This window comes from Microvirgula aerodenitrificans DSM 15089 (assembly GCF_000620105.1).
Classification (GTDB): Bacteria; Pseudomonadota; Gammaproteobacteria; order Burkholderiales; family Aquaspirillaceae; genus Microvirgula; species Microvirgula aerodenitrificans.
Genome location: NZ_JHVK01000027.1, coordinates 1 through 24236 on the forward strand (window position 1 = coordinate 1; position 24236 = coordinate 24236).

Genomic DNA, 24236 nt, shown 5'->3' on the forward strand with positions numbered 1-24236 from the left:
AAGCGGTCAGCGGACCACTGACGGTGCGCTGGCAGGTGGCGGCGGGAGACGAGTGCAGCGCGGGCGGACTGGCGCTGCTGCAGTATCCGGGCTACTGCGTGGACCGCAGCCGGCCGGCACGCGAGGCGCCGCCGCTGCCGTTTGCGCAGCAGTACCGGGATGCGACATTGAAGCCGGTGCTGACCCAGCGTGGCGACGGCAACTACCGGCTGCAGCGGCCGTGCCCGTGGTATGTGGTCGGGCAGGACGAGAACGACAGTTATCAGGGGGAGAGCGAACCGGAGCCTGAGCCTGAGCCGGATCCTGAGCCCGAACCGGACAGCGACGGCCTGCAGGCGCTGGCGGGGAACGGGGATACTCGTCCGGAGATCGGCATGTGGGGGGAATGTATAGAATGGACTGGCCCCCGCAGTCAGCAATATCACTTAAGTGGTGATCGGCGCAGCTATCACCCGGCGTGGCAGCGCTTTCTGAATATGGATCCATATAGTCCTGTGCGGGCTGGCTGGGATAACCCTTATACGTTTTGCAACAATGACCCTGTTAATGAACGCATCTCTGCGAGCGCCCGTTTCTGGAACTATTTCGGCGGGTTTCTGATGATTATTACGGGCATTGCCGTATTGATTGGTACCGCAGGTATTGCCGGGGTTTTCATGATTGGTGCGAGCATCATGGGGGGACTATTGTCGATTGCTTCTGGTGCGACCCAGATTGCAGCGACTGCGCTGATGGATAGCGATCCGAAAGCATCCGCCCGGCTTTCCGAAGCGACAATGGCACTGGCGTATATTGCGGGGGTCTTGCTGGTTCCGCCTACTGGCGGGGGAGGAATTTCTCCCCTGCGTGCGAAATTCAATATGCGGTTCAGAGGTGCAAAGTTGACTAAAACAGGCTCGGGGGCCTCTCCTCTCGTGGCTAAAATTTCCCAAAAAAGTCTGTCGCCTGCGTTGACGCAATCAGCGGGGGCTGCACACAGCAGCACAGGGGCACAACGCCTGGATATTTCTCTTGCTCCTGGCCGTGGATTTTTGCCTGATCCACAAGTGGTAGTGCTGAAAGGTATTTTCAGAATAGCTCAGTGATCACGTCGGGGGCGATATGCTTTTTTATTCGAATGCATTCAATTTAATTAACTGGTTTGAAAACGGTGTCGATTCCAGTACCCTGATGTATATCCAAAATATAATGCTGGCGAAAATCCACGCAAATTTTCTGAACGGCCCGAATGTGGATTTATATATCAGATTTAATCAATTTAGTGCTGTTGATTATGGGTTTGGCATTGGTTGGGAGCTTGGATTTTCCCGCGTTGACGAAGAAACGGGCGAGGATGGTAGTGTAATTAAAACCCTGGTTCTGTTAAATGGTGAACGCTATCGAATAACATCCAGTGCAGACGGTGACGTGAGCTTGCAGTACAAGCAAACGCTTGTTTTCAAAGTGGTGAAAAAAGGAGATGTCTATACGATATATAACAAAAATGGACTGGTTGAAACTGTTGATAATGGCAGAACAGTCAAGATAACAGACAGAAATGGTACCAGTATTTCTATTGTGTGGAATGAGGATGGCTCATTTTCAATCAATAACGATGATGGCTCGGCACTTGTCAAAACGTCTATCCTTAGTGATGAAAATAAAACAACGCATAGCGTAACCACTCCCAGAGGGACGATTGATTACGTGGTTCAGCCGCTGGATGGCAATTTAATGGCTTTAGCAGAAGTCAATGATACCAATCCAGATCGGCGGTTGTTTTCAATGGAATATTTATCTCATAATGATAAATATCTGGCAATCAAAAAATTCATATCGTCATTGAGCTTTTACCAATGTGAGAATATCAGTTATGAAAACTTGAAATGCCCGCCCGGGTTGAACGTGAACGTCCTGGGGGTCACTTCCGTCAATTCGTTTTTTTGTCAATTTATTCGGACTCCCATGTATTTGAATACAATATACCGTTTTGAAAGAAGCAATTATCTCGGTTACGGAGTTGTCGCGCAATGGAACCCTGATGCGGATAATATGGAAAAAATGGATGCCGCAATGACATTTATCAGTTCCGCTGAAATAAAAAATAGAAGAAAAATATGGAGATATTATAATAAATTTTACCTTGAGACAAAAACAGAACGCACCCCTGCACCCAAGAAACGTAGAAAGCATGATGAGTATGAGTACCAGCTAAATCTTGGTGAAGGCATTGCAGAGCAAGCCAGTACCTTCATGCTGCCTGTAAAGGTTTCTCAGGTTGTAACTATTGAAGGCGAGGACGGTGTAATAAAAACCATTCGTAAAGTATCAACGCACCGTTATGATGCCTTTTCCAATGAGACCCATGTAGCCAATGCAGAGGGACAGCTGCTGGATATTGTCTACTTTGATGCACAAGGCGAAAGCGATGGCGATGTCCTTCTTTGCCCTGCTGACCCGGATGGTTTTGTTAATTATATAAAAAGTAAAACACTCTCATCCTGTGCTGTCTCCAATGGGCCAGCCAAAAAAACATGGCAGTATACCTATGCACAGATTACGGGCTGTAGCCTGGTGCTTGTTTCAAGTGAAAAATTCTCAATAAATCATGATGGTGATCGGAAGCCGTCATCTTCTGTTTTGCATAAAATGGACTTTGAGTATCTTGATGCTGCTACTGATTGCCCTGGTCGGGTAAAAAAAGTTATTTCCAATATGGCGACGCTGAAGACAACATGTTATGGCTTGCCCGTCTTGACTTATATCCCTACCACGGAAAATTTTACTTATCTGGTCGACAATGAAAGCAATACGGAAATCATCTCAAGAAATTTAACAGGATTTGATGGGAACGCAACGACGCGCTCTATCAAGAGAAACGGGAAAACAGCAGATATTTTAGAGCCGAGTGATGAGAATGGCGTAAAAACAGTCTACGCTTATAACTCAATTGGTGATGTTGTCAAGTCGGTCTATGCTGCGGGTTCGCTGTATGAAATTACCGAAGTAGTAGTTTATGACCCGGATGATTCAACGATAGTCGTGGCCTCGACAGGGAAGAAGTACAAGGAGATAAGAAAATTCAACGCGGCAGGAAATGTGATACGGGAACAGGTATCCATAACGGATGCTGTTCAGGAAGAGAAAATATTTTTATTGGCAGCCTATCATTATAACATGCTGGGGCAGCTGGCAAGCAGCATTGAGTATGATTACACGGATGATAATGGCTTTATTGTAAAAAAAACGTCTTCCTTGTGGAATGTGTATGATGAATTAACCAGCCGAACCTATCCGGGGCAGCGTGTTGACACTTACGTTTATGATGAGGACCTTGATCTGGAGTCAAGTGGGACAATTGCGGTCAGTCACCAGCCTGGCGATGTTAAAACGATAGATTTTTCAAATGAATTTGGAAAACTTTTAAAGAAAGTCCAGTATTGTATTGGGGAAAAAACGCCAGATGCTACAGACGTATTTTCTTATGATGCATTCTGGAATGTCAGAAGGCATGAGCAGAGCGACAAACTGCCTGTTGAATATAAGTACGATGGATTTGATCGGCAGATCACTCAAAAAAAATCTACTGTCCAGACTAAAGTCACTGCATATGCAGCTCATAGTCGATCCTTGCTGGTCTGCCGCGTGGAAATCAATGGTGTCGTGACTGGCGAGAAAACTTACGATGGGCTGGACAGGATTGTGCGTACAAAAATCGGGGCGGCGGTCTCCGACTATACCTATGCTGGTTCGGCCCTTTATGAAAAACCAGGCAGTATTGTGACTCAAGGTGGCTGGATTACTGCTTATGAATACATTGCTGAAATTGGAGAAACAAGCCGTCGTACAAAACGCAGGAATGCACCCGGCAGTCCAATACGCACTATGCGGACCTTCAGTTACAATGCTTCCAGCTGGCTTTTGGAAAAATCGACTAACACCTTGTACAAAAACATTGGTGTAGTAAAGCAAACGGTGTTTTCGAAAGAATTTTCATATGACAAATTTAATAATGTGGCTGGAGAAAAAGCGGAATGGGGAGATTCCATATATGGGGGATACCAGGAAACAATTAAATCATCGCCCCGTGGACTGCCGTATTATGTAATGATGAAGCTATACGACGGAAATGTGATTATTAAATATAATGTGTACAACCAGGACGGAGAGTTGGCATCGACTTACTATCATTTGAATGACGTGATGTTGTCTCGCTCTTCCATTGAAAGAAATAACTATCATGACATTGCGAGAATAAACAGCTCCGTATTGCTGGGTGGTGATATCTATACCGATTTGTATCAATATAAAGAATATTATAAGAAATATAATCTTGTCAGGGAAATTGGGTATGGTGAGAAATTCGAAAAGAAAAATTTCCCGGTGCTGGTTTGTAAAAGCGTATATGACAAACAGCGCAGATTGGAAAGGATGGATTTCACATACTCGGCAACAAGCACATACTCATGGAATGAAAGATATAGCTATACGCCATTTGCTTCTACTCTCCGGCGTTGGAAAAGAGTGGGGGATATGGTTTATTATGATCAATATGATAAGAAAGTTACGGATCAGAAATTTACTTATGATGCATTCGACAATATTTCTCAAGTCATATCGAATATAGAAGGTGTCACAAATACCAGCACATATACGCATGAAAATACCTATCAGTTAAAGCAAATAAAAAATGTTAATGCGCTAGAAGAGTTGGGTATTCCTGAAACTATTGATTTCACTTCAGATCTGGATGGCAATACCTTGAGTCAGCGTTATAAAATCAAGGGTAAACAAAAATTGACAGAATATTTCTATGATGGCGAAGATGAGGCGTTCAGAACAAGAGTGATCGTCGGAAACAAAGTGAGTCAACGCCATTATTTCTATGACCCCACAGGGAGGCAGGTACGTCATGCCCAGGAAAGCGAGGGGTTTGTCGGAGAAATTTTCTACCTTTTTCATGGTGAAGAGGTCATGCTGTCACTGAGGGCACCATCTTATTCTGATAAAAATTTCTCCGGCTTTACCCTTTTTCACCGAATAGAAGGCCAGGTCATGTTTCTGACTGTTTATACTGGCAGTCGTGAGGAAATAAAAGTATGTCCTTGTTTCGACATGCCGAATGGTAATCTGATTGTGCAGGGAACGCCGTTTATCAGCCTGGCTGGTCGCGACAAAAAAAGCAACAAACCGATATATCATGCCTATTACGAGATGGATATCAATGGGCAGAATGCATACGGTTTGGCGTACCGCTTGAAGAAAAATATCCTGACCCTGCGTGGCGCATCACCCATAGCGCCAGGCATCAAGCCGCAAAAGGTGTTACCGGACCATTAGGCACAGGTTTGCGTTGTTGTCGGTGCACGGCGGGCGAGGCCCGCCGTCTGAAGCTTACTTTGCGTCTGCGGTCGGCTGGATCAGGATGTCGACCCGGCGGTTCATGGCCCGGCCCTGGGCCGTGTCGTTGCCGGCGCGCGGATTGGCCTTGCCCATGCCCACCGTGCTGATCCGGCTGGCGGCGATACCCTTGCCGGTCAGATAGCTTTTCACCGCGCTGGCGCGTTGCTGCGACAGCTTCAGGTTGTAGGCGTCGCTGCCGACGTTGTCGGTGTAGCCGGTGATTTTCAGCGTGGTCTTGCCATACTCGCCGAGTACCTGCGCCACCTTGTTCATGGCCGGATAGAACGCCGGCTTCACTTTCGACGAGTTGAAGGCAAAAGTGGCTTCCTCGTTCATGGTCACGACCAGGCTCTTGTCCGGGCGCTGCTGGAGTTCCATCTGGCCGCTGGAGATTTCCTGGCGCATGGACTCTTCCATCTTGGCCTTTTGCCGGTCCATGTAGTAGCCGGTGCCGGCACCGATCGCCGCACCGGCAGCAGCGCCGATCAGCGCACCCTTGGTGCTGTCGCCGATCAGGACGCCGGCCGCCGCGCCGCCGAGGGTGCCGATGATGGCGCCCATGCCGGTATTGCTCATGCCGCCCGGATTCTGCTGGCCGGGCTGGGTCGCGCAGCCGGCGACGCTGAATGCCACGCCGGTTGCAATCGCCGCAAGGGTTGTTCTTTTCATGCCGATACCTCCGTGATGGACAAACTGGGCGGGCCGGCTGCAGGCTGCGCAGCCGGCCTACTCCTTCGTGGTAGTCCTTCCCGGGCGACTTGCCAAATGCGGCGTCCGCTCAGTCGGCGGCGTCGATGGCCTCGATGTCGGACTGCACGGCCAGCCAGTCCTCTTCGACCTGCTCCAGCCGGGTGGCCAGTTCGCCCTGGCGCTTGATCGCCGCCGCCAGCTCGTTGCGCTTGTCGGCACCGTACATGGATTCGTCGGCGATCAGCGCGTCCAGTATGGCCTTTTCTGCATGCAGGCGGTCGAGTTCCTGTTCCAGCTTGCCCAGCCGCGACAGCAGCGGCTTTTTCTGGGCCGATTTGCGCTGGCGCGATTCGGCCTCCTGGCGCTTCTGGGTCTTGCGGTCGACTTCCGGCATGTCACTGGCTGCCGCGCGATCGGTGACACTGTCCTGCTGCTGGGTCAGCCGGTAACGCCGGTAGTCGTCGAGATCGCCATCGAACGGCGACACGCTGCCATGCTCCACCAGCCAGTACTGGTCAGTCGTCGACGACAGCAGCGAGCGATCGTGCGACACCACGATCACGGCACCGTTATAGTCCTGCATCGCCAGCGTCAGCGCGGCGCGCATGTCCAGGTCCAGGTGGTTGGTCGGTTCGTCGAGCAGCAACAGGTTGGGTTTTTGCCAGACGATCAGCGCCAGCGCCAGACGGGACTTTTCCCCGCCGGACATCGGTCCGATCGGGGCCAGGGCCGCGTCGCCACGGAAGTCGAAGCCGCCGAGGAAGTCGCGCAGCTCCTGTTCGCGCACCGTTGGAGACAGCCGCTGCACATGCCAGATCGGCGATTCGTCAGCGCGCAGCGTTTCCAGCTGATGCTGGGCAAAGTAGCCGATGCGCAGGTCGCGGGCCGGGGTCAGCGTGCCGCTCAGCGGCGCATGTTCGCCGGCCAGCAGTTTGATCAGCGTCGATTTGCCGGCGCCGTTCGGGCCGAGCAGGCCGATACGGGCGCCAGCCTGAATGTTCAGGTTCAGATGGGACAGGATGGCGGTGTCGCCATAGCCGGCCGAGGCGCGCTCGGTCACCAGCAGCGGATTCGGGCTGTGGGTCGGCGAATCGAACGTGAAGTTGAACGGCGAATCGGCATGCGCGGCCGCGACGCGTTCCAGCTTCTCCAGTGCCTTGACCCGGCTCTGCGCCTGCTTGGCCTTGCTGGCCTTGGCCTTGAAACGGCGAATGAAGTTTTCCAGGTGGGCAATGGTGGCCTGCTGCTTGTCGAAGGCGACCTGCTGCTGGGCCAGTTGCTCGGCGCGCTGGGTTTCGAAGTCGGTATAGCCGCCGGTGTACAGCGTGATGCTGCCGCGGGCGACTTCGGCGATATGGCTGACCACGGCATCGAGGAATTCGCGGTCGTGCGAGATCAGCAGCAGCGTGCCCGGATAGGCTGCCAGCCACTGTTCGAGCCACAGCACGGCTTCGAGGTCCAGGTGGTTGGTCGGTTCGTCGAGCAGCAGCAGGTCGGAACGGCACATCAGTGCCTGGGCCAGGTTCAGCCGCATGCGCCAGCCGCCGGAGAACGACGAGACCGGGCGTGCCTGCTTTTCTTCCGAGAAGCCGAGGCCGGCCAGCAGTTTGGCGGCGCGTGCCGGTGCCGAATAGGCATCGATACGCGCCAGTTCGCCGTGCAGATGGCCGATTTTCGTGCCGTCGTGGGCGTCCTCGGCCTGGCGCAGCGCCGCTTCGAGTTCGCGCAGCTCGCGGTCGCCGTCCAGCGTGTATTCGAGCGCCGAGCTGGTCAGGGCCGGGGTTTCCTGTGCCACATGGGCGACGGTCCAGCCGCGCGGGTAGTCGCAGTCGCCCTGTTCCTGATGCAGTTGTTTCAGCATCAGCCCGAACAGGCTGGATTTGCCGGTGCCGTTGCTGCCGACCACGCCGACACGCCAGCCGGGGTGGATGGTCAGGTTGACGTTGGAGAACAGCTCTTTGAGGCCGCGGCGGAGGGTCAGGTTTTTAAGTTGGATCATGAATGGTCTGGTAAGGGCGATGCCGGCCGTATCGGCGCGGGCATCGCATTGGGCACATCAGTCGCCGACCACATCCACGCCCTTGGGCGGGGTGAAGCGGAAGTGCGACGGATCGAGCTTGGGATTTTTCTGCAGGTTGGAGAATTCCAGCGTGGTGGTCTGGCCGAAGCTGTCGGCGAGCACCATCCGCACCAGATTGCCGTCCCGGAAGCCCATGCGTACCGCGTTGAAGGTGCCTTCGCGCTTTGGCGTGGCCGACAGCCAGTCAAGGCCGTTTTCCACGCCGAGGTTCTTGAGCGTGTAATCGCGTTCGATCTCGTTGCTGCCGGCCAGCAGGGCGGCCGGGCTCGAACCGAGTGCGTCGTCGAGTTTCTTGGTGGTGACCTGGGCCAGGTCCTGGTCATACACCCACAGGCGCTTGCCGTCGCCGACGATCAGCTGGGCATAGGGCCTGGTGTAGCTCCAGCGGAACTTGCCCGGGCGGGACAGTTCCATGCTGCCGCTTGCGGTCTGGGTCTGGCGACCGGTGACAACCTGGCTGAAGCTGGCTTTCATCGAGCGGGTTTCACCGACAAAGCGTTTGAGCTGGGCGATGCCGTCGGCGTGAGCGGCCAGCGGGGCGAGCGCGATCAGCGCGGTGACGAGCAGTTTTTTCATGAGGGCGATTCTCCTGACAAGTCGGGGCGCGGGTCGGGCCCGCGCGACGAACGCCATGGCAACGGATCGGCTTTGTGCCTGCCTGTCACAGGGCGGGCAGGGCGCCGGATCACGGGGACAGATAAAAGGGAAGCGGGCCGGCGGATTGTCTTCCCGCCGGCCCGTGCTTCATCAACTGAAGCGGTTGGTGATCGGGTAGCGCCAGTCCTTGCCGAAGGCGCGGTGGGTGATGCGCGGACCGATCGGTGCCTGGCGGCGCTTGTACTCGTTGATCTTCAGCAGCCGGGTCACCTTGTCCACATCGGTGGCCTGGTAGCCGAGATCGACGATGTCCTCGAGGCTGCGGTTCATTTCCACATATTCGGCCATGATGGCGTCGAGCACGTCATACGGCGGCAGGCTGTCCTGGTCGAGCTGGTCGGGCCGCAGTTCGGCCGACGGGGCGCGGTCGATAATGCGGCGCGGAATGACTTCGCCCTGCAGGTTGCGCCACTCGGCCAGTTCGTACACCAGCGTCTTGGCGACGTCGCGCAGCACGGCAAAACCGCCGGCCATGTCGCCATACAGCGTGGCGTAGCCAGTGGTCATCTCCGACTTGTTGCCGGTGGTCAGCACCAGCTTGCCGCTCTTGTTCGACAGTGCCATCAGCAGCACGCCGCGAATGCGCGACTGCAGGTTTTCCTCGGTGGCGTCGGCCGGGCGGTCGCCGAACAGCGGCGTCAGGGCGGCCATGAACGACTCGTACATCGGCCAGATGGCGATCTCGTCATACTTGATGCCGAGGCGTCTGACCATATCGCGGCTGTCGTCGACGCTGATGTCGGCGGTGTAGCGCGACGGCATCATCACCGCGTGCACGCGGTCGGCGCCAAGTGCATCGACGGCAATCGCCAGCGTGAGTGCCGAGTCGATGCCGCCGGACAGGCCCAGCAGCACGCCGGGGAAACCGTTCTTGCCGATATAGTCGCGCACGCCGAGCACCAGCGCACGGTAGGCGGCCTCGACCGGGTCCGGCAGCGGCGTGATGTCGGCCGGCCGGAAGTCGCCGTTCTCGACATCGAGATAGGCGAGCCGTTCGGCAAATTGCGGCAGTTGCGCGGCGATGGTGCCATCGCGGGCGACGGCGAACGAGCCGCCGTCGAAAATCAGTTCGTCCTGTCCGCCGATCAGGTTCACATAGGCGACCGGCAGGCCGGTTTCCTCGACCCGCCAGCGGCATTCCTGTGTGCGGACCACCGTTTTCTCGCGATGGAACGGCGAGGCATTCAGCACCACCAGCACGTCGGCACCGGCATCCTGCGCGGCGGCGGCCGGCTCCGGCCCCCAGATATCCTCGCAGATCAGCACGCCGACCTTGCTGTCGCCCTGGGTGAACACCAGCGGCGCCGCACCGGGCGAGAAGTAGCGCACTTCATCGAACACTTCCTCGTTCGGCAGCCGCATCTTGTGGTATTCGCCGAGGATGTTGCCGTCGCGGATCACCGTGGCGGCATTGAAACGCTCGTTGCCATGCTGGACCGGATGGCCGATCACCAGCGTGATGCCGTCGATTTCCATCAGCTTGTCGAGCGCCACATGCACCGCCTGGTAGAACGCGGGACGCAGCAGCAGGTCCTCGGGGCTGTAGCCGGTCAGCGCCAGTTCCGGCGTAACCAGTACATCGGCGCCGGCGTCGCGGGCGGTGCGGGCCAGGCCGGCAATCTTTTCTGCATTGCCGGCGATATCGCCGACGATGGGGTTGAATTGGGCAAGTGCGAGACGCATTGCAATCTTTAAGTGGTATCAGCGGAACATGTGATTCTATCCACTTGCCAGCGCTTGGCTAGGCCTTTCGACCGTTGCCGTCGCGTCGTGATGCGCGACAGGCGGCAAAGATGGCTTGCCGAAGCGGTCGCGACCTGCTTATAATCCGCGCCTCATCTCGCGGAGAGGTGGATGAGTGGTTTAAGTCGCACGCCTGGAAAGCGTGTTCAGGGTAATACCCTGACGGGGGTTCGAATCCCCCTCTCTCCGCCACGTATTGTCAAAAAAGCCCTGATTTTTCAGGGCTTTTTTGTTTTTCCGACCTGGCTGCATGCCATGTTTGCAGGTGCCCGGATGCAGGTAAACTGCCCTGATGCAATCAATACGGCATTCAGGGGAGGCAACAGCATGGCAACTTTCAACCACCAGGACGGCCACCACGTCGAGACAGACGGCGCGCGCATCTACTACGAAGAGCAGGGCGACCGGCATGGCCCCGCGCTGGTTTTTCTCCATGGTGGTTTCGGTGACATCGAGACCTTCAATGCCATCACGCCCCAGCTGGGCAAGCGCTGGCGGCTGATCGGTATTGACAGTCGCGGTCAGGGCAAGTCCACGCTTGGCGGGGCAGCCCTGAGCTACAAGCGTCTCCAGCAGGACGTGGAAGCCGTAATCCGGCACCTGGGTCTGGACCGCGTCAGCATCATCGGCCACAGCGATGGCGGTATCGCCGCCCTGCGGCTGGCCGCCAGCCGGACAGTCGGGGTCGACAAGCTCGTCACGATCGGCGCGCACTGGGCCCTGGGGGCAGACGACCCGACACGCGATATGTATGCCGGCATCACGGCAGAGATCTGGCGCGAGATGTTCCCGCACAGCTACGACAGCTATCAGAAACTGAACCCGGAGCCGGACTTCGAGCGCTTGACGGCTGCGCTGCAGAGTCTGTGGCTTGACTCGGGCGAAGACGGCTATCCGAATGAAGCCGTGCGCGACATCACCGCTGCCTTGCTGGTGGTTCGTGGCGACGAAGACCAGCTTGTCTCGCGTGCCAATGCGGTTGAACTCGCCGACCGGGTACCGGGTGCAAAGCTGCTGAACATCCCGTTTGCCGATCATTCGACCCATGAGGATCAGCCCGGCTGGCTGCATGCCGTTCTCGATGCGTTCCTGCACGACCGGTAAGCCGGCAGGGTACGGCGCCAGTTGAATGCGGACGGCGCCGTTGTCGCCGGACGTGTTCACTGCGCAATAACCCTTATGGATACATGGAAAAGCGACACCAAGATGCACAAATGAATATATGGCAATGTTCTGCCTGAATGCGGATGCTATGATCCGGCGCGCCACAAGGATGAAGAAACCTGCCTGCTTCAGGATATAAAAATCAGACCAATGGTTTTTATATCCTGGTGAGTGCACCCGGAATTGGTGGATGGGTTTCTGCCAGTAAAAATACCGAATGCATTTTAGCGGAAAAACCGTGTGAAAAAAACACTGCTCCATATTCTGACCTACGGCCTGATTCTGTCTGCAGCGCTGGTCATACTGTTCTTCATTCTCTCCCTTGGTTCCGGGGGAAGTCCGGTTCTCCTGCAAAACAGCAGTGACCAGGGCGGCTGGCTGGATATTGCGCCCCAGGTGCTGATCCAGCATGCGCATCAGCCACTGGTCGGCCTGCTGATTCAAATCCTGTCGATCCTGATCCTGTCCCGCGCCTGCGCCTGGGTGGTCAGGCTGTTCGGGCAGCCGCGCGTGATTGGCGAGATGATTGCCGGCATTCTGCTCGGCAAATCGGTATTGGCATTATTGTGGCCTGCCGGCTATGACTTCCTCTTTCCGGAAGCATCGATGCCGCAGCTGTATTTCTTCAGCCAGATCGGTCTTATCTTCTTCATGTTTATCGTCGGGCTGGAGTTGCGTTTGTCCAGTCTGAAAAGAAGCGCTTCGGCTGCCGTGGTCATTTCGCACGCCAGCATTCTGCTGCCCTTCCTGCTGGGGGTCTTGCTGGCGCTCGGCCTGTACCGGCAATATTGCCCGCCCGGCATCGCGTTTTCCTCCTTTGCCCTGTTCATGGGCATCGCCATGAGCATTACCGCGTTTCCCGTCCTGGCCCGGATCATTCAGGAGAAGCAGCTGTCCGGCACCTCGCTCGGTTCGATGGCGATTGCCTGCGCCGCGATCGATGACGTGACGGCCTGGTGCCTGCTGGCCGCCGTGCTCGGGCTGGTCAAGGCCGGGTCGATGAAATCGGCCGTCGTGGTGCTGATCATGGCTGTCATCTATGTGCTGTTCATGGTCAAAGTCATCCGGCCGCTGGCGCAGCGGGTGCTCCGTCATGCGACGGTGGACGGAAAGACCACCAGCAGTCAGCTGGCCTTCATTTTCGCCATTGGTCTGGGCTCGGCCCTGGTATCGGAAGTGATCGGCATCCACGCCCTGTTCGGGGCGTTCCTGGCCGGCGCCATCATGCCGCACCAGCTGACGCTGCGGATCAACCTGTGCGCCAAGATCGAACACCTGACCACCGTGGTCCTGCTGCCGATCTTCTTTACCTATACCGGCATCCGGGTGCAGATCGGGCTGCTGGACAACTGGCAGGCGTGGCAGCACTGCGCGGCCATCATTGCCGTGGCCACGGTCGGGAAGATGGTCGGCGCGGCGGTTGCGGCGCGAAGCAAGGGCATCAAGTGGCGTGACGCATGGGCGCTGGGCGCCCTGATGAACACTCGTGGCCTGATGGAGCTGGTGGTTTTGAATATCGGCTACGATATCGGCATCCTGTCGCCGCAGATTTTCGCCATGCTGGTGGTGATGGCGCTGGTGACCACCTTCATGACCGGCCCGCTGCTGGCCCTGATCCTGCCCGGCCTGCGCCAGAAGCAGCGCAGCCATCCATACGAGATGCAGGCTTCGTGAGCGGTTTCACCTCGGCAGAAACCGCAGCCCGACTCCCGGCTCGGTCAGGATATAGCGCGGATCGCCCAGCTTCTGCCTGAGCTTGCCGACCAGAATGCGCAGGTAGTGGGCATCGTCCTCGTGTGTGGGGCCCCATAGCGTGCGCAGCAGGCAGGACTGGGTCAGCAGGCGGCCGGGCTGTTGCGCCAGCAGGGCCAGCAGGGAGAACTCCTTGCGGGTCAGCGAAAGCGGCTGCCCCTGACGCCGGACCTGATGACGCGAAAAATCAATACTGAGTACACCATCGTCGTAAACCGCCGTTGCCTCGCCCTCGATGCCGATATCGTCCAGGCAGGCCCGGACCCGGGCCGCGACTTCCGCGATATCGCACGGTGCGCGGGGTGTACCGGTAACCGTTACCGTCTGCCCGGGGGGAACGGTCACGACAATGCGCAGCGGGGGAGGAAAGGGGTCAGGATCTGGACTCACGTCGGTGGTTCTCCGGGCGGGACACCCGTGTGTATCAAGGGTAAAAGTCGCTGCGCACCATTCTTTCCTGCTGGATATAAAATTGCTGTTCAGATAATGCCGGGAAGTATAAATATGCTGTAAATAAAGACAGTTATTTTCGCTGACGCCGCACTCTGTCCAGTTAACGGCAGGGTGCCGGTAATAACCAGCGTGGCAGTGCAGAATTTACGTTAATTTTACGCCGCGGCATTTTCCTGTGGGCTATGGTGCTGGCATGAGAGTGGCTGAGACGTTCTGATGCACACCGTTATCAAGGATGTGGTTTTTATTACCCTGGCCGTGGCGGTTTTTGTGCTGGTGTTTCGCTGTGCGCGACAGGCTGTTGTCAGTCTGACGCTGTGGCACCAGCGGCGAGGCGCCGGCAAACCCGTCGATAACGTGCTGTCGGCGCGCGGGGAGTGAGCCATGGACACCGAACTCCTGCACGCGCTGGCAGCCTTGCTGGTGGTTGTGGTGCCGCTGGCACTGGTCGGGATTCTTGTCTGCCGGACCGCGGCTGCCGCCAGACCGAAATCGGCACCGGTCATGCCACACGGCAAGCGCAAGCCGCAGACAGACCCAGAAACACCGGGGCCCGGCGTATGATCTGAAGAATCTGGTACTAGCGGACCTTTCTTCATGAGTCTCGTCACCTATCTCGGCAAGCAGATCCTCGGCGTTCTCAGCGCCTACCGGCAGGATGATGTCGTTATTCATATCTGTGGCGTGTACCCGCAGCACGACAATCGCCTGCGGCTGTTCTTTCCGCACGGGCATGCGCTGCAGCAGGGCGATCTGGCCACGATTCACCTGGACAACCGTACCGGGGTCGACGAGTTCGACTCGTCGATCCGCGTCTATCGGGCGTCTTACAAGGGGCGGGTACAGGCCGTGGATGGCGACTGGGCCGTGCTCGAACCGCGCGAATGCATGCTGCTGCACGGTTTTACCGCCGTCGAGAACCTGCGCGAGCCCGGTTATGACTACCCGGCCGATCCGCGTCCGGAGCGGCCGGTGCCGCTGAGCACGCTGGCCAGCCTGCCGCCGATCGCCGGGCGCGACCGCGAGAACAAGGTCGGGGTGCTCATCACCCTCGCGCCGGAACAGCCGCACACGACCGTGCTTGCCTTCCTGTCTACCGAGAACGATGACGTCTTCCTGATCACTTTCCCGGAAACCTTCAAATCCAGACAGTTGAAGCGCAACCCGCACTGCTTCTTCGTGATGGACGAGCGCGCGACCTTTACCTTCGAGCGCGCGATCGAGTGGAACTACACCATCATCAAGGGCCAGGCCAGCCTGGTACCGAACGGCAGCGCCGTGTTCGAGGAAATCCGCCAGGCGTTTATCGACAAGAACCCGTGGGAGATGCCGTTCTTCATTCGCGAAGACCTCGAGATGTACCACATCCGCTGCGAGCGGCTGCTGTGCCCGGGGCGCCCTGCCGCACAGGCAAAAATTGCCGACGGGCGGTAAAAACCGGTCATGCAGTATGTGATTTTGCTGCGATTCATGCCGGCTGAGGGGGAATCCGGGCTGGCATGAATCCTGCTGTTTCAGTGGCTGAAACGTTTACTGACAAAGGGATTCGCATGTCGAATATTCGTGAAGCCAGCCTGAGCAATGTCCTCGACGCCGTCTCGTCGTCGACCAGGAAAAAAACCGATACGGCAGCCGCCGACTGGAACGCGGCGCTGGTAGCCGCCTTCGCCGGCCTGGGCGCGACGGCCCAGAACACCACCACAGCGGCTGCCGGCAGCAGTGCGGCCGTCAGCGCCGCCGGGGCTGCCGGAGCCGTGCCGTCGGCGACGACCGGCAAGAGCACCAGCGAGAGCTTCCTTGAGTACATGGCGATGTCGCCGCGCGAAAAGGTCATGGCGCGGATACTGGCCCAGCTCGGCATTTCCAAGGAAGAGTACGAGGCCATGCCGCCGGAAGAAAAGGCAAAGGTCGCAGCGAAGATCGAAGAGCTGATGAAGAAGCAGGCCGAGCTGCAGGGCGGGGGCGACGATGCCGCCAGCACCGAAGAAGCGGCGGCCAGACTGAACGCCAGCATGATCAGCAAGTACAGCGACGGCGAGAAGCTCTGGCTCAATCTGCAGGCCTGACCCGTTGCGGCTTGACCCGCGTCATGTCGCCAGTCCCGGTCATGACGCTAATCTGAAGGCAGTGCGTGGCACTGCCTTCAGACGTTAATGGGGCCGGCATGGCAAAAAAATTCCCGCTTAACCCGAAACACCCGGAGCGAATCTGCTGGGGGTGTGACAAATACTGCCCGGTCGATTCCCTTCAGTGCGGCAACGGCTCCGGCCGTACCCAGCACCCGGCCGAGGTCATCGGCGAAGACTGGTATCTGTGGGGCGACTGGGGGCTGGATATTCCCGACGAGCTGCAAAAGCCCGCCGACGATCCCGCCTGAGCCCTGCGACCGGGGCCGGCTCAGGTCGACGGCGCCAGCACGGCGGTGGCCTCGATCTCGAACAGCATGCCGTCAAGCGCCAGCCGTGGCACCGGGATCAGTGTGCATGCCGGCATTGGCGCGCCATCCCATAGCGCCGTCAACGCCCGGCCGAACACCTGCAGCCGTTCCTGCGAATGGTCGACGATCAGCACAGTCAGCCTGGCCACATCGCGCGGGCCGGCGCCGGCTGCCCGCAATGCCGTTTCCAGATTGGCCAGCGCCTGCCTGACCTGCTGCCCGAAATCGGGGGAGAGCGTGCCCTGCGCGTCTTCGCCGCCCTGACCGGCAACATGGACCAGCCGGGCCGGTCCATCGACGATGGCCAGATGGGAGTAACCGTTCGGGCGCGGATCATACAGCCCTTCCGGGTTGAGGAAAGTCAGTTGCGGAGCGGGGGTTGCAGTCGTCATCGGATGGCACCTGTGAGGGAAGAGTGGTCTACCGTAGCGCCTCAAGCGGACTTGAGGTCAAGACGGCAAGGGCACATTGACCTCCTCCCGAAAAACCGTAGCGGAGAGAAGTAGAGATTTCTGGCAAAGCGGAGTTGGGCACCACGGTCGCGGAGGTCTGCCGCAAGATGGGCATCTCCGAGGCCACCTTCTGCAACTGGAAGAAGAAATACGGCGGCCTCGGCGTCAGCGAACTGCGCCGCTTGAAGCAGCTGGAAGAAGAGAATGCCCGGCTCAAGCGCATGGTGGCTGACCTGAGCCTGGACAAGCAGATGCTGCAGGAAGTCATCCAGAAAAAGCTGTGAAGCCGGCTCGCAAACGCGAGCTGGCCAACTTCCTGATCAACGCGTACCGCGTCAGCATTCGCCGCGCCACCGCTGTCGTTCAGCAGCGGCCGTCTCCTAAGCCGCGGACGTAGTCGCGACGACGCGGCATGTGCAAGCCTTGCGCGGGACGCCGCAGCGGATTCAGGTCGACAACGGCAGTGAATTCATTTCGGTGGCGCTGGATCAATGGGCGTACGAACAAGGCGTCACGCTGGACTTCTCGCGGCCGGGGAAACCCGCGGATAATGTCTTCATCGAGTCGTTCAACGGCAGTCTGCGGGATGAGTGCCTGAACGTGCATTGGTTTTTGCCGCTGGCTGACGCGCGTGACAAGATCGAGCGTTGGCGCAGGATTACAACGAACTCACGCCGCACAGTTCGCTGGGCGACCGGTCTCCCGGCGAGTTCCGGCTAGCCCATCCAGAAGCCGGAAATCTCCAGTTTAGACCGCTCGGTTAGTCGGGGGGAGGTCAAGAAACCAGCAGACAAAAAGAACTATTGCTACGGATTTCCCATTAAAGCATTTCATGAGGTAGATATGCTGAAAATTAATTGCTCATGCAGTATTAGTGGAGAAGCGTTTCATCCTCATTCGATTGTGAAGCATATGCCGCCGACAGATGATTTTTCCATACACTTTGCCGGAGAAATTGCCACTAGAGGACGTTATAAGGGAAAACCTTATCCTTATGGGAGTATATCTTTTAATGCTTCTCCAGAAAGTGTAGCGGAGTTCATTGAAACTATTGGCGATCTGGAAAAAATAGGTATTGAATATATCAATGTGTGTTTAAATGTTGCATACAATAAAGAGTGTGTGTTTGATCTGAGCCCAGATCTTGCGGCAAGATTTTCGCGGTTGGATATTACATTGTGCGTGACGTGTTATGAGTGTGATGAGTAATGTTTGACAGCAAAGAATTTGACGCTTGGTTTTTACGCGCCAGTTATGGCATCAGGAGGCAAAAATGTACATAATGAATTGCATATGCGTGATAAGTGGCGAACAATTATCTCCTGAAGCATTAAATCAATACTTGCATCCAGATGAGCGGGTTGCATTCTATCCTTTTGGTGAAGTTGCTGTTCGTGTGGACTATCCTCTTGCCAGTATTGTTGTTTCAGGCGAATTTGAACGTATTTTTGAAATTGCCAGTCAAATTGAAGTAAATGAGAAACAGAATATGAAATGCACGAGTATTCTGCTAAATGTAGTTTATAAAAATCAGTGCAACATGGAGTTTCGCCTAAATGAACTGAAGCATGTTACTGATATTAAGCTGCCGTTGCGATTTATATGCAGGTCGGATGACGATGCTGAATATGAATGGCCGCCTGAGTACAGTTAAAAATAGCTTGGGATGTCGGCTACGAGGGCGTTAAATGGGTGCATTGAAATTCAATATCTGTTTTGCAAAATATAAAATATGAAAATTTATATGGGTGTTTGTATGAAGTTAAAATTTAATTTTTTGAAAGCATTGGCGTTAATATGCTGATAGGTAACCCATACACTTTCGCTATTTTGATTGACCCTGTGCCATTGTGGTGTGAAAAGGGAGGGTATATTAACGGTGTATTCCATTTTTACATCGATGGAGAAATGTTTCCTCCAGGGCTAAGAAATGCAACATTAGGTGGCGATGTGCTTTGCCTGGAGAAAGATAATGCGCTCAAGACTGCTCCAGAAAATGCGAGTCTCTTTTGCATGCCCAAACAGGATGCTTATTTTTATATGCTGGGCAGGATGTTGCCAGAAATGGTCTCCGAAGAAATCGAAATTAGCGACGATTTTGAAACAGACTATACCTATAATGCGACAACATACAATATGGACGATGATTGTTGCTTTGTCTTTGCTGTCAGAAATGGGGGGCAGCTACGTATTTTAGGGGCTAAAGTCTGCAGGCAGGATTATAATGAAAAAAATGATTGTTTTGAATGGGTAAAAATCCCTGTCCCAGAAATTAAAGAGGTATTTATTGATGTGCTGGTCGCTGGAGATGTTGTTGATAATGTAATAGACTATTATTGCAAAATAAAAAATAATACCTGATTTTATATATTGAAATTAATCTAGTATTGTTATTGTGCTTCTTGCAAAACTGAATAAAATTATTGCGCAGAAATAACGGAAAGCAACCATCCCCGAAACCCTCTGCCTCACCACCGGCCTCATCGCCAGCCTGCTGACCTTCACCCTCAGCCACGGACGCCGGCGGTTGTGGCTGCTGCTGGCGCCGTACCCGGTCGTCGCTGCGCTGTTCGCCATGTTGACCGTCTGGGGGCCGCCCTATGCCGGGCTGCTGGTGCTGTTCGTCGGCGTTGCCACAGCCGTCGGGCATCTTGCCGGCATGCTGCTGGTCTTGCTGGGCGGCTGGCTATGGCGTCGTGCCGGTCCGCCGGACGCCCGCTGAGCATTACGGCTGCGCTGCCTGCTTCAGCCGCCGGTACAGCGTGCGTTCGCTGATGCCCAGTGCGCGCGCCTGTTCGCTGCGCTTCAGCCCGGCGGCGGGCGGGGGCGGGGTGTCGCTGTCGCGGCGGGGGCCGGGTGCGGATGACAGCGCTTCCTCGATCAGGGCCTCGTCGATCAGCCCGTTGCCGCTCAGCAGACAGCAGCGGGTGGCGATATTGCGCAGTTCGCGGATATTGCCGGGGAAGGCATGGCTGGTCAGTCGCGCCAGTGCCGCCGGGCTGAAGCGGCAGTCCGGGTGGCTGCGGGCGAGCAGGGCTTCCGCCAGCAGCGGGATGTCTTCACGCCGTTCGGACAGGGGTGGCAGGTACAGCGGGAACGTGGACAGCCGGTAGTACAGGTCGGCGCGGAAGCGGCCTTCCTCGACCCGGCGGGCCAGCAGGTGGTGGGTGGCGGACACGATGCGGACATCGGCGCGCCGCCACTCGGTCGAGCCGAGCCGGCGGTAGGTGCCGGTTTCCAGCAGCCGCAGCAGTTTGGACTGCATGGCCAGCGGCATGTCGCCGATTTCGTCGAGGAACAGCGTGCCGCCATTCGCGGCTTCCACCAGCCCGGTCTGACGCAGCACTGCGCCGGTAAACGCGCCTTTCTCGTGGCCGAACAGCTCGCTGTCGATCAGGTTTTCCGGCAGGCCGGTACAGTCGACGGTGACAAACGGTTTCTCTGCCCGCCGGCTGGCTGCGTGCAGCGCTTTGGCGACCAGTTCCTTGCCGGTGCCGGAAGCGCCCTGCAGCAGCACGGTTTCATCGCTCGGTGCGACCCGGGCCAGGCGTTCCAGCATGTGCCGGAAGGCGGGCGAGCGGCCGATCAGGCCGTCGCCCTGGATATCGCGTCCGGCCGCCAGCGGCGACATGCGTTCGACAAAGTAGCGGTAGCCGCCATCGTCGCCCGGGATCGGGGTCAGGGCGATGTCGACGTATTCCTCGCCGCGCGGCGTGTGGTGCAGGTGGACCACGCGTTCGCGCTTGCCGCTGGCCAGGCTGTCGGAGAGCGGACAGCTTTCGCCGCAGCGGTTGCAGGGCCGTGGATAGTGGTGGGACACCTCGTAACAGAAACGCCCCCTGACATCGCGACCATCACCGAAGCGGTCGAGATAGGCGCGGTTGGCATGCACGATGCGATAGCCGGCGTCGCACACGATATGCGGATCGGGCAGGGCATCGATAAAGGCCAGCAGTGCGGTCGGGTCGGGCATGGGCTGCTTTCTGTCAGTGAATCACTGCCATTTTCTGCCATTGCCGCCATTGTGTCATGACACGGTGGCGGGCTGCGCAGCACAAAAATTTGCAAGTTGATGATTTGCAAACGGTTTATGTAATCCGGGCGGCTGGCACGGTTATTGATATGGATGTCATTCGACAAGAAGGAGATCCGGATGACTGCGCCACCCCCGCGCCTGCTGCGCGACATCGTGATCGTGCTCGTGCTGAAGGTCATGGCGATCGTGCTGCTGTGGTACCTGTTCGTTGATGGTCAGCGCGTCGAGGTGGATGCCGCGACCACGGCGCGGCAATTCGCGCCGGTTTCTCCTTCCGGGCACAGACAACAAGGAGAAATACATGCCAATTGATAGTGTGGTCGACCTGTCCCGGCTGCAGTTTGCCGCGACGGCGATGTACCATTTTCTGTTCGTGCCACTGACGCTGGGCATGGTCTGGATGCTGGTCATCATGGAGTCCGTCCATGTGATGACCGGCCAGGTGGTCTATCGCGACATGACGCGCTTCTGGGGCAAGCTGTTCGGCATCAACTTTGCACTGGGCGTTACGACCGGCATCACGCTGGAATTCCAGTTCGGGACCAACTGGGCCTACTACTCGCACTACGTCGGTGACATTTTCGGCGCACCGCTGGCAATCGAGGGCCTGATGGCCTTCTTCCTCGAATCGACCTTTATCGGTCTGTTCTTCTTTGGCTGGGACCGGCTGTCGCGCAAGCAGCACCTGCTGGTGACCATTCTGATGGCGGTGGGGACCAATCTGTCCGCGCTGTGGATTCTGATCGCCAACGGCTGGATGCAGAACCCGGTCGGCGCCGAGTTCAGTTATGAAACCATGCGCATGGAAATGACCGATTTCTGGGCCGTGGTATTCAACCCGGATGCCCAGGCCAAGTTCGTCCATACCGTGTCGGCCGGCTATGTGACCGGCGCCATGTTCGTGCTGTCGATATCGAGCTGGTACCTGCTGCGCAAGCGCGACGTCGAATTCGCCAGGAAGAGCTTTCGCATTGCCGCCGCGTTCGGCTTCGCCTCGGTGTGCTCGGTGATCGTGCTGGGTGACGAGTCCGGCTATACCGTCGGCGAGGCGCAGCAGACCAAGCTGGCGGCGATGGAAGCCATGTGGCACACCGAGCCGGCGCCGGCATCGTTCAACCTGATCGCCTGGCCGAACCAGGCCGAGATGAAGAATGACTGGGCGATCGAGATTCCCTGGGTGATGGGGCTGATCGGCACCCGCTCGGTCGACCGGGAGATCCCGGGCATCCACGAGATCGTCGCCCGGAACCGGCAGCGCATCGACTCCGGCGTCGTGGCCGTCAAGGCGCTGGAAACCCTGCGCGCCGACCGTGGCAATGCGGCGGCGCTGGCGGCATTCGACGCCCACAAGGCCGATCTCGGCTTCGGTCTGCTGCTGAAAAAATACATCGATGATGTCGGTGCCGCGACGCCGGCCATGCGTGATGCCGCTGCGCGCGACACCATTCCGGGCGTGGCGCCGCTGTTCTGGAGTTTCCGCCTGATGGTGGCGCTGGGCTTCTGGATGCTGGCGCTGTTCTCCGCCGCGCTGTGGTACTCGGTCAAGGGCTGCTTTGCCGAGCGTCGCTGGTTGCTGAAGGCGGCGCTGTGGAGCCTGCCGATGCCGTGGTTCGCCTGCGAAGTCGGCTGGCTGGTGGCCGAGTACGGGCGGCAGCCGTGGACCATCTACGGCGTGCTGCCGACCCGGCTGTCGGTGTCGACGCTGTCGGTCGGTTCGCTGTACGGCTCGCTGGCCGGCTTTATCGGCTTCTACACCGTGCTGCTGGTGATCGAGGTGTTCCTGATGCAGCGCTTTGCGCGCCAGGGGCCGGGCAGCCTGGGCACCGGCCGCTACGCCAATGAAGCCACCGCGCACTGAGGAGAACGGACATGATCGATTACCCGACACTGAAACTCATCTGGTGGCTGCTGGTTGGCGTGCTGCTGATCGGCTTTGCCGTCATGGACGGCCATGACATGGGCGTGGGTACCCTGCTGCCCTTCGTCGGCCGCGACGACGTCGAACGGCGCGTGGTCATCAATACCGTTGGCCCGCACTGGGACGGCAACCAGGTGTGGTTCATCACCGCCGGCGGGGCGATCTTCGCCGCCTGGCCGCTGGTCTACGCCACGGCGTTCTCCGGTTTCTACTGGGCAATGCTGGTGGTGCTGTGGGCGCTGTTCTTCCGGCCGGTCGGTTTCGACTACCGCAGCAAGATCCGCGATCCGCGCTGGCGCTCGACCTGGGACTGGGGTCTGTTCATTGGCGGTTTTGTGCCGCCGCTGATCTTCGGTGTGGCATTCGGCAACCTGCTGCAGGGGGTGCCGTTCCGCTTCGACGCCAATCTGGTGTCGTACTACGAGGGGTCGTTCTGGGGCCTGCTCAATCCGTTCGCGCTGTTGTGCGGGGTGGTGTCGAGCGCGATGGTGACCTTCCATGGCGCGGTCTACCTGATGCACCGCACCGAGGGCGACATCCAGCGCCGCGCGCGCACCTGGGCCACCGTGACCGGCCTGCTGACACTGGCCGCCTTCACGCTGGCCGGCGTCTGGCTGGCTTATGGCATCGACGGCTATGTGATTACCTCGGCGGTCAATGCCGCCGCCCAGCCGGACCCGCTGACCAAAACCGTAGTGCGTGCGCCGGGGGCATGGCTGGCCAACTACCGGCTGTACCCGTCGACCCTGCTGGTGCCGCTGCTGGCCTATGCCGGCTTTGGCCTGGCGCTGCTGCTGGCGCGGCGCGGCCTGACCTTCGCCGCCTTCTGGGCGTCGGCGGTCGGCCTGGCCGGTGTGATCGGCACCGCCGGCGTATCGATGTTCCCGTTCGTGATGCCGTCCAGCCTGGACCTGGCATCCAGCCTGACGGTGTGGGACAGCGTGTCCAGCCAGCGGACGCTCGGCGTGATGCTGGTGGCGACGCTGATCTTCATGCCGACCATCATCGTCTATACGCGCTGGGCCTACAGCGTGATGCGCGGCAAGGTCACTGCCGCCTATGTGCGCGAGCACGATCACAGTGCCTACTGAGGAGGCGGAATGCACATTGCCCTGACCTGCCAGAACCGCCGGACGCTCAGCGCCCATGCCGGCCGCTGCCGTCACTTTCTGCTCACTGACGGAGAGCGCTTCCGGTCGGTGGAGCTGGATATCAGCCAGACCCTGCGCGAGAGCATGCAGGGCGGAGACTGGTCATCGCATCCGCTCGCGGGCATCGAGGTGCTGATCACGGCCGGAGTGGGGGCCGGACTGGTGCAGGGCCTGGCCCGCCACGGCATCCGGACCGTGATCAGTGCGCAGTCGCTGCCTGCCAGTGCGCTGGCCGAGTGGCTTGCCGACCCGCAGGGCCGGGCGGCAGGCCATCCCGAATCCATCGGCGGTGGCGGTAGCCACTGCCACTTCTGAAGGAGA

24 protein-coding genes, 1 tRNA gene and 1 pseudogene are annotated in these 24236 nt (G+C 57.8%); 19 read left to right on the top strand and 7 right to left on the bottom strand.

Features of this window, described 5'->3' with window-relative positions; genetic code table 11:
* The coding region (locus tag Q352_RS23785) for an RHS repeat-associated core domain-containing protein (protein ID WP_036386699.1) at positions 1–1085 on the top strand (1085 nt) is incomplete at its 5' end.
* 16 nt (positions 1086–1101) lie between these two features.
* Positions 1102–5319, top strand: a complete 4218-nt coding sequence (locus Q352_RS23520; RefSeq protein WP_156952573.1) for an RHS repeat domain-containing protein — start codon at positions 1102–1104, stop codon at positions 5317–5319.
* A 54-nt stretch (positions 5320–5373) separates the two neighbouring features.
* Here the strand turns inward: Q352_RS23520 and Q352_RS0115915 are convergent, their stop codons facing one another.
* From Q352_RS0115915 to Q352_RS0115930, 4 genes are all read right to left on the bottom strand, one after another.
* Positions 5374–6051, bottom strand: a complete 678-nt coding sequence (locus tag Q352_RS0115915) for a YiaD family glycine zipper/OmpA-like lipoprotein (protein WP_036386701.1) — start codon at positions 6049–6051, stop codon at positions 5374–5376.
* A gap of 109 nt (positions 6052–6160) precedes the next feature.
* The gene (locus tag Q352_RS0115920; RefSeq protein WP_028500195.1) at positions 6161–8071 is read right to left on the bottom strand and encodes an ATP-binding cassette domain-containing protein; all 1911 of its coding nucleotides are present in this window, start codon (positions 8069–8071) and stop codon (positions 6161–6163) included.
* Between the two features lie 57 nt (positions 8072–8128).
* Positions 8129–8728 (bottom strand): outer membrane lipoprotein periplasmic chaperone LolA, encoded by a 600-nt coding sequence (lolA, locus tag Q352_RS0115925; RefSeq protein ID WP_028500196.1) that lies wholly within the window; start codon positions 8726–8728, stop codon positions 8129–8131.
* 171 nt (positions 8729–8899) lie between these two features.
* Positions 8900–10492: an NAD+ synthase gene (locus Q352_RS0115930; RefSeq protein ID WP_028500197.1), complete on the bottom strand. Its 1593-nt coding sequence runs from the start codon at positions 10490–10492 to the stop codon at positions 8900–8902.
* Positions 10493–10653: 161 nt separating this feature from the next.
* On the opposite strand from Q352_RS0115930, the gene Q352_RS0115935 reads away from it, so the two are divergent.
* The 3 genes from Q352_RS0115935 (at position 10654) to Q352_RS21555 (ending at position 13390) form a co-directional block, all read left to right on the top strand.
* Positions 10654–10744: transfer RNA gene (locus Q352_RS0115935), tRNA-Ser, on the top strand.
* Between the two features lie 135 nt (positions 10745–10879).
* Entirely contained in the window at positions 10880–11656 is a 777-nt protein-coding gene (locus Q352_RS21550; protein WP_036386716.1) for an alpha/beta fold hydrolase, read from the top strand.
* Between the two features lie 300 nt (positions 11657–11956).
* Complete coding sequence (locus Q352_RS21555) at positions 11957–13390, top strand: cation:proton antiporter (RefSeq protein WP_051529023.1); 1434 nt, start codon at positions 11957–11959, stop codon at positions 13388–13390.
* A gap of 6 nt (positions 13391–13396) precedes the next feature.
* Here Q352_RS21555 and Q352_RS22925 read toward each other — a convergent pair whose 3' ends face one another.
* Positions 13397–13858, bottom strand: coding sequence for a winged helix-turn-helix domain-containing protein (locus Q352_RS22925; RefSeq protein WP_199905527.1), 462 nt, complete (start codon positions 13856–13858; stop codon positions 13397–13399).
* 279 nt (positions 13859–14137) lie between these two features.
* On the opposite strand from Q352_RS22925, the gene Q352_RS23525 reads away from it, so the two are divergent.
* The 5 genes from Q352_RS23525 to Q352_RS0115975 all read left to right on the top strand — a co-directional run bounded on the left by Q352_RS23525 (position 14138) and on the right by Q352_RS0115975 (position 16298).
* The gene (locus Q352_RS23525) at positions 14138–14302 is read left to right on the top strand and encodes a hypothetical protein (protein ID WP_156952574.1); all 165 of its coding nucleotides are present in this window, start codon (positions 14138–14140) and stop codon (positions 14300–14302) included.
* Between the two features lie 3 nt (positions 14303–14305).
* Positions 14306–14485, top strand: coding sequence for a hypothetical protein (locus Q352_RS0115960; RefSeq protein WP_028500198.1), 180 nt, complete (start codon positions 14306–14308; stop codon positions 14483–14485).
* 33 nt (positions 14486–14518) lie between these two features.
* Positions 14519–15355 (top strand): hypothetical protein, encoded by an 837-nt coding sequence (locus Q352_RS0115965; protein WP_028500199.1) that lies wholly within the window; start codon positions 14519–14521, stop codon positions 15353–15355.
* A 116-nt stretch (positions 15356–15471) separates the two neighbouring features.
* A complete protein-coding gene (locus tag Q352_RS21565) occupies positions 15472–15987 on the top strand; it encodes a hypothetical protein (RefSeq protein WP_036386703.1) in 516 nt (171 codons plus the stop codon).
* 98 nt (positions 15988–16085) lie between these two features.
* On the top strand, positions 16086–16298 hold the full coding sequence (locus tag Q352_RS0115975; protein WP_028500200.1) for a DUF3079 domain-containing protein: 213 nt from the start codon (positions 16086–16088) through the stop codon (positions 16296–16298).
* 20 nt (positions 16299–16318) lie between these two features.
* Here the strand turns inward: Q352_RS0115975 and Q352_RS0115980 are convergent, their stop codons facing one another.
* The gene (locus Q352_RS0115980; protein WP_028500201.1) at positions 16319–16750 is read right to left on the bottom strand and encodes a RidA family protein; all 432 of its coding nucleotides are present in this window, start codon (positions 16748–16750) and stop codon (positions 16319–16321) included.
* A gap of 116 nt (positions 16751–16866) precedes the next feature.
* On the opposite strand from Q352_RS0115980, the pseudogene Q352_RS24455 reads away from it, so the two are divergent.
* From Q352_RS24455 to Q352_RS0116000, 5 genes and pseudogenes are all read left to right on the top strand, one after another.
* Positions 16867–17574, top strand: a pseudogene (locus tag Q352_RS24455) (integrase core domain-containing protein).
* A 79-nt stretch (positions 17575–17653) separates the two neighbouring features.
* Positions 17654–18019, top strand: a complete 366-nt coding sequence (locus Q352_RS23530; RefSeq protein ID WP_156952575.1) for a hypothetical protein — start codon at positions 17654–17656, stop codon at positions 18017–18019.
* Between the two features lie 64 nt (positions 18020–18083).
* Positions 18084–18464, top strand: a complete 381-nt coding sequence (locus Q352_RS23535; RefSeq protein ID WP_156952576.1) for a hypothetical protein — start codon at positions 18084–18086, stop codon at positions 18462–18464.
* Between the two features lie 143 nt (positions 18465–18607).
* Positions 18608–19171: an immunity 42 family protein gene (locus Q352_RS22935; protein ID WP_084300275.1), complete on the top strand. Its 564-nt coding sequence runs from the start codon at positions 18608–18610 to the stop codon at positions 19169–19171.
* A gap of 166 nt (positions 19172–19337) precedes the next feature.
* Positions 19338–19532: a hypothetical protein gene (locus Q352_RS0116000; protein ID WP_028500203.1), complete on the top strand. Its 195-nt coding sequence runs from the start codon at positions 19338–19340 to the stop codon at positions 19530–19532.
* Positions 19533–19535: 3 nt separating this feature from the next.
* Here Q352_RS0116000 and Q352_RS0116005 read toward each other — a convergent pair whose 3' ends face one another.
* Positions 19536–20783: a sigma-54 interaction domain-containing protein gene (locus tag Q352_RS0116005; protein WP_028500204.1), complete on the bottom strand. Its 1248-nt coding sequence runs from the start codon at positions 20781–20783 to the stop codon at positions 19536–19538.
* 180 nt (positions 20784–20963) lie between these two features.
* Between Q352_RS0116005 and cydP the strand changes: the two genes are divergently transcribed.
* Genes cydP through Q352_RS0116025 form a run of 4 tightly spaced genes read left to right on the top strand, consistent with a single transcriptional unit; the run spans position 20964 to position 24230 of the window.
* Entirely contained in the window at positions 20964–21158 is a 195-nt protein-coding gene (cydP, locus tag Q352_RS21575) for a cytochrome oxidase putative small subunit CydP (RefSeq protein WP_146745151.1), read from the top strand.
* A complete protein-coding gene (locus Q352_RS0116015) occupies positions 21148–22704 on the top strand; it encodes a cytochrome ubiquinol oxidase subunit I (protein WP_028500205.1) in 1557 nt (518 codons plus the stop codon). Before cydP ends, Q352_RS0116015 begins: the two co-directional genes overlap by 11 nt.
* Positions 22705–22715: 11 nt before the next feature.
* Complete coding sequence (gene cydB, locus Q352_RS0116020; RefSeq protein ID WP_028500206.1) at positions 22716–23855, top strand: cytochrome d ubiquinol oxidase subunit II; 1140 nt, start codon at positions 22716–22718, stop codon at positions 23853–23855.
* Between the two features lie 9 nt (positions 23856–23864).
* A complete protein-coding gene (locus Q352_RS0116025) occupies positions 23865–24230 on the top strand; it encodes a NifB/NifX family molybdenum-iron cluster-binding protein (RefSeq protein ID WP_028500207.1) in 366 nt (121 codons plus the stop codon).
* Positions 24231–24236 lie beyond the last annotated feature (6 nt).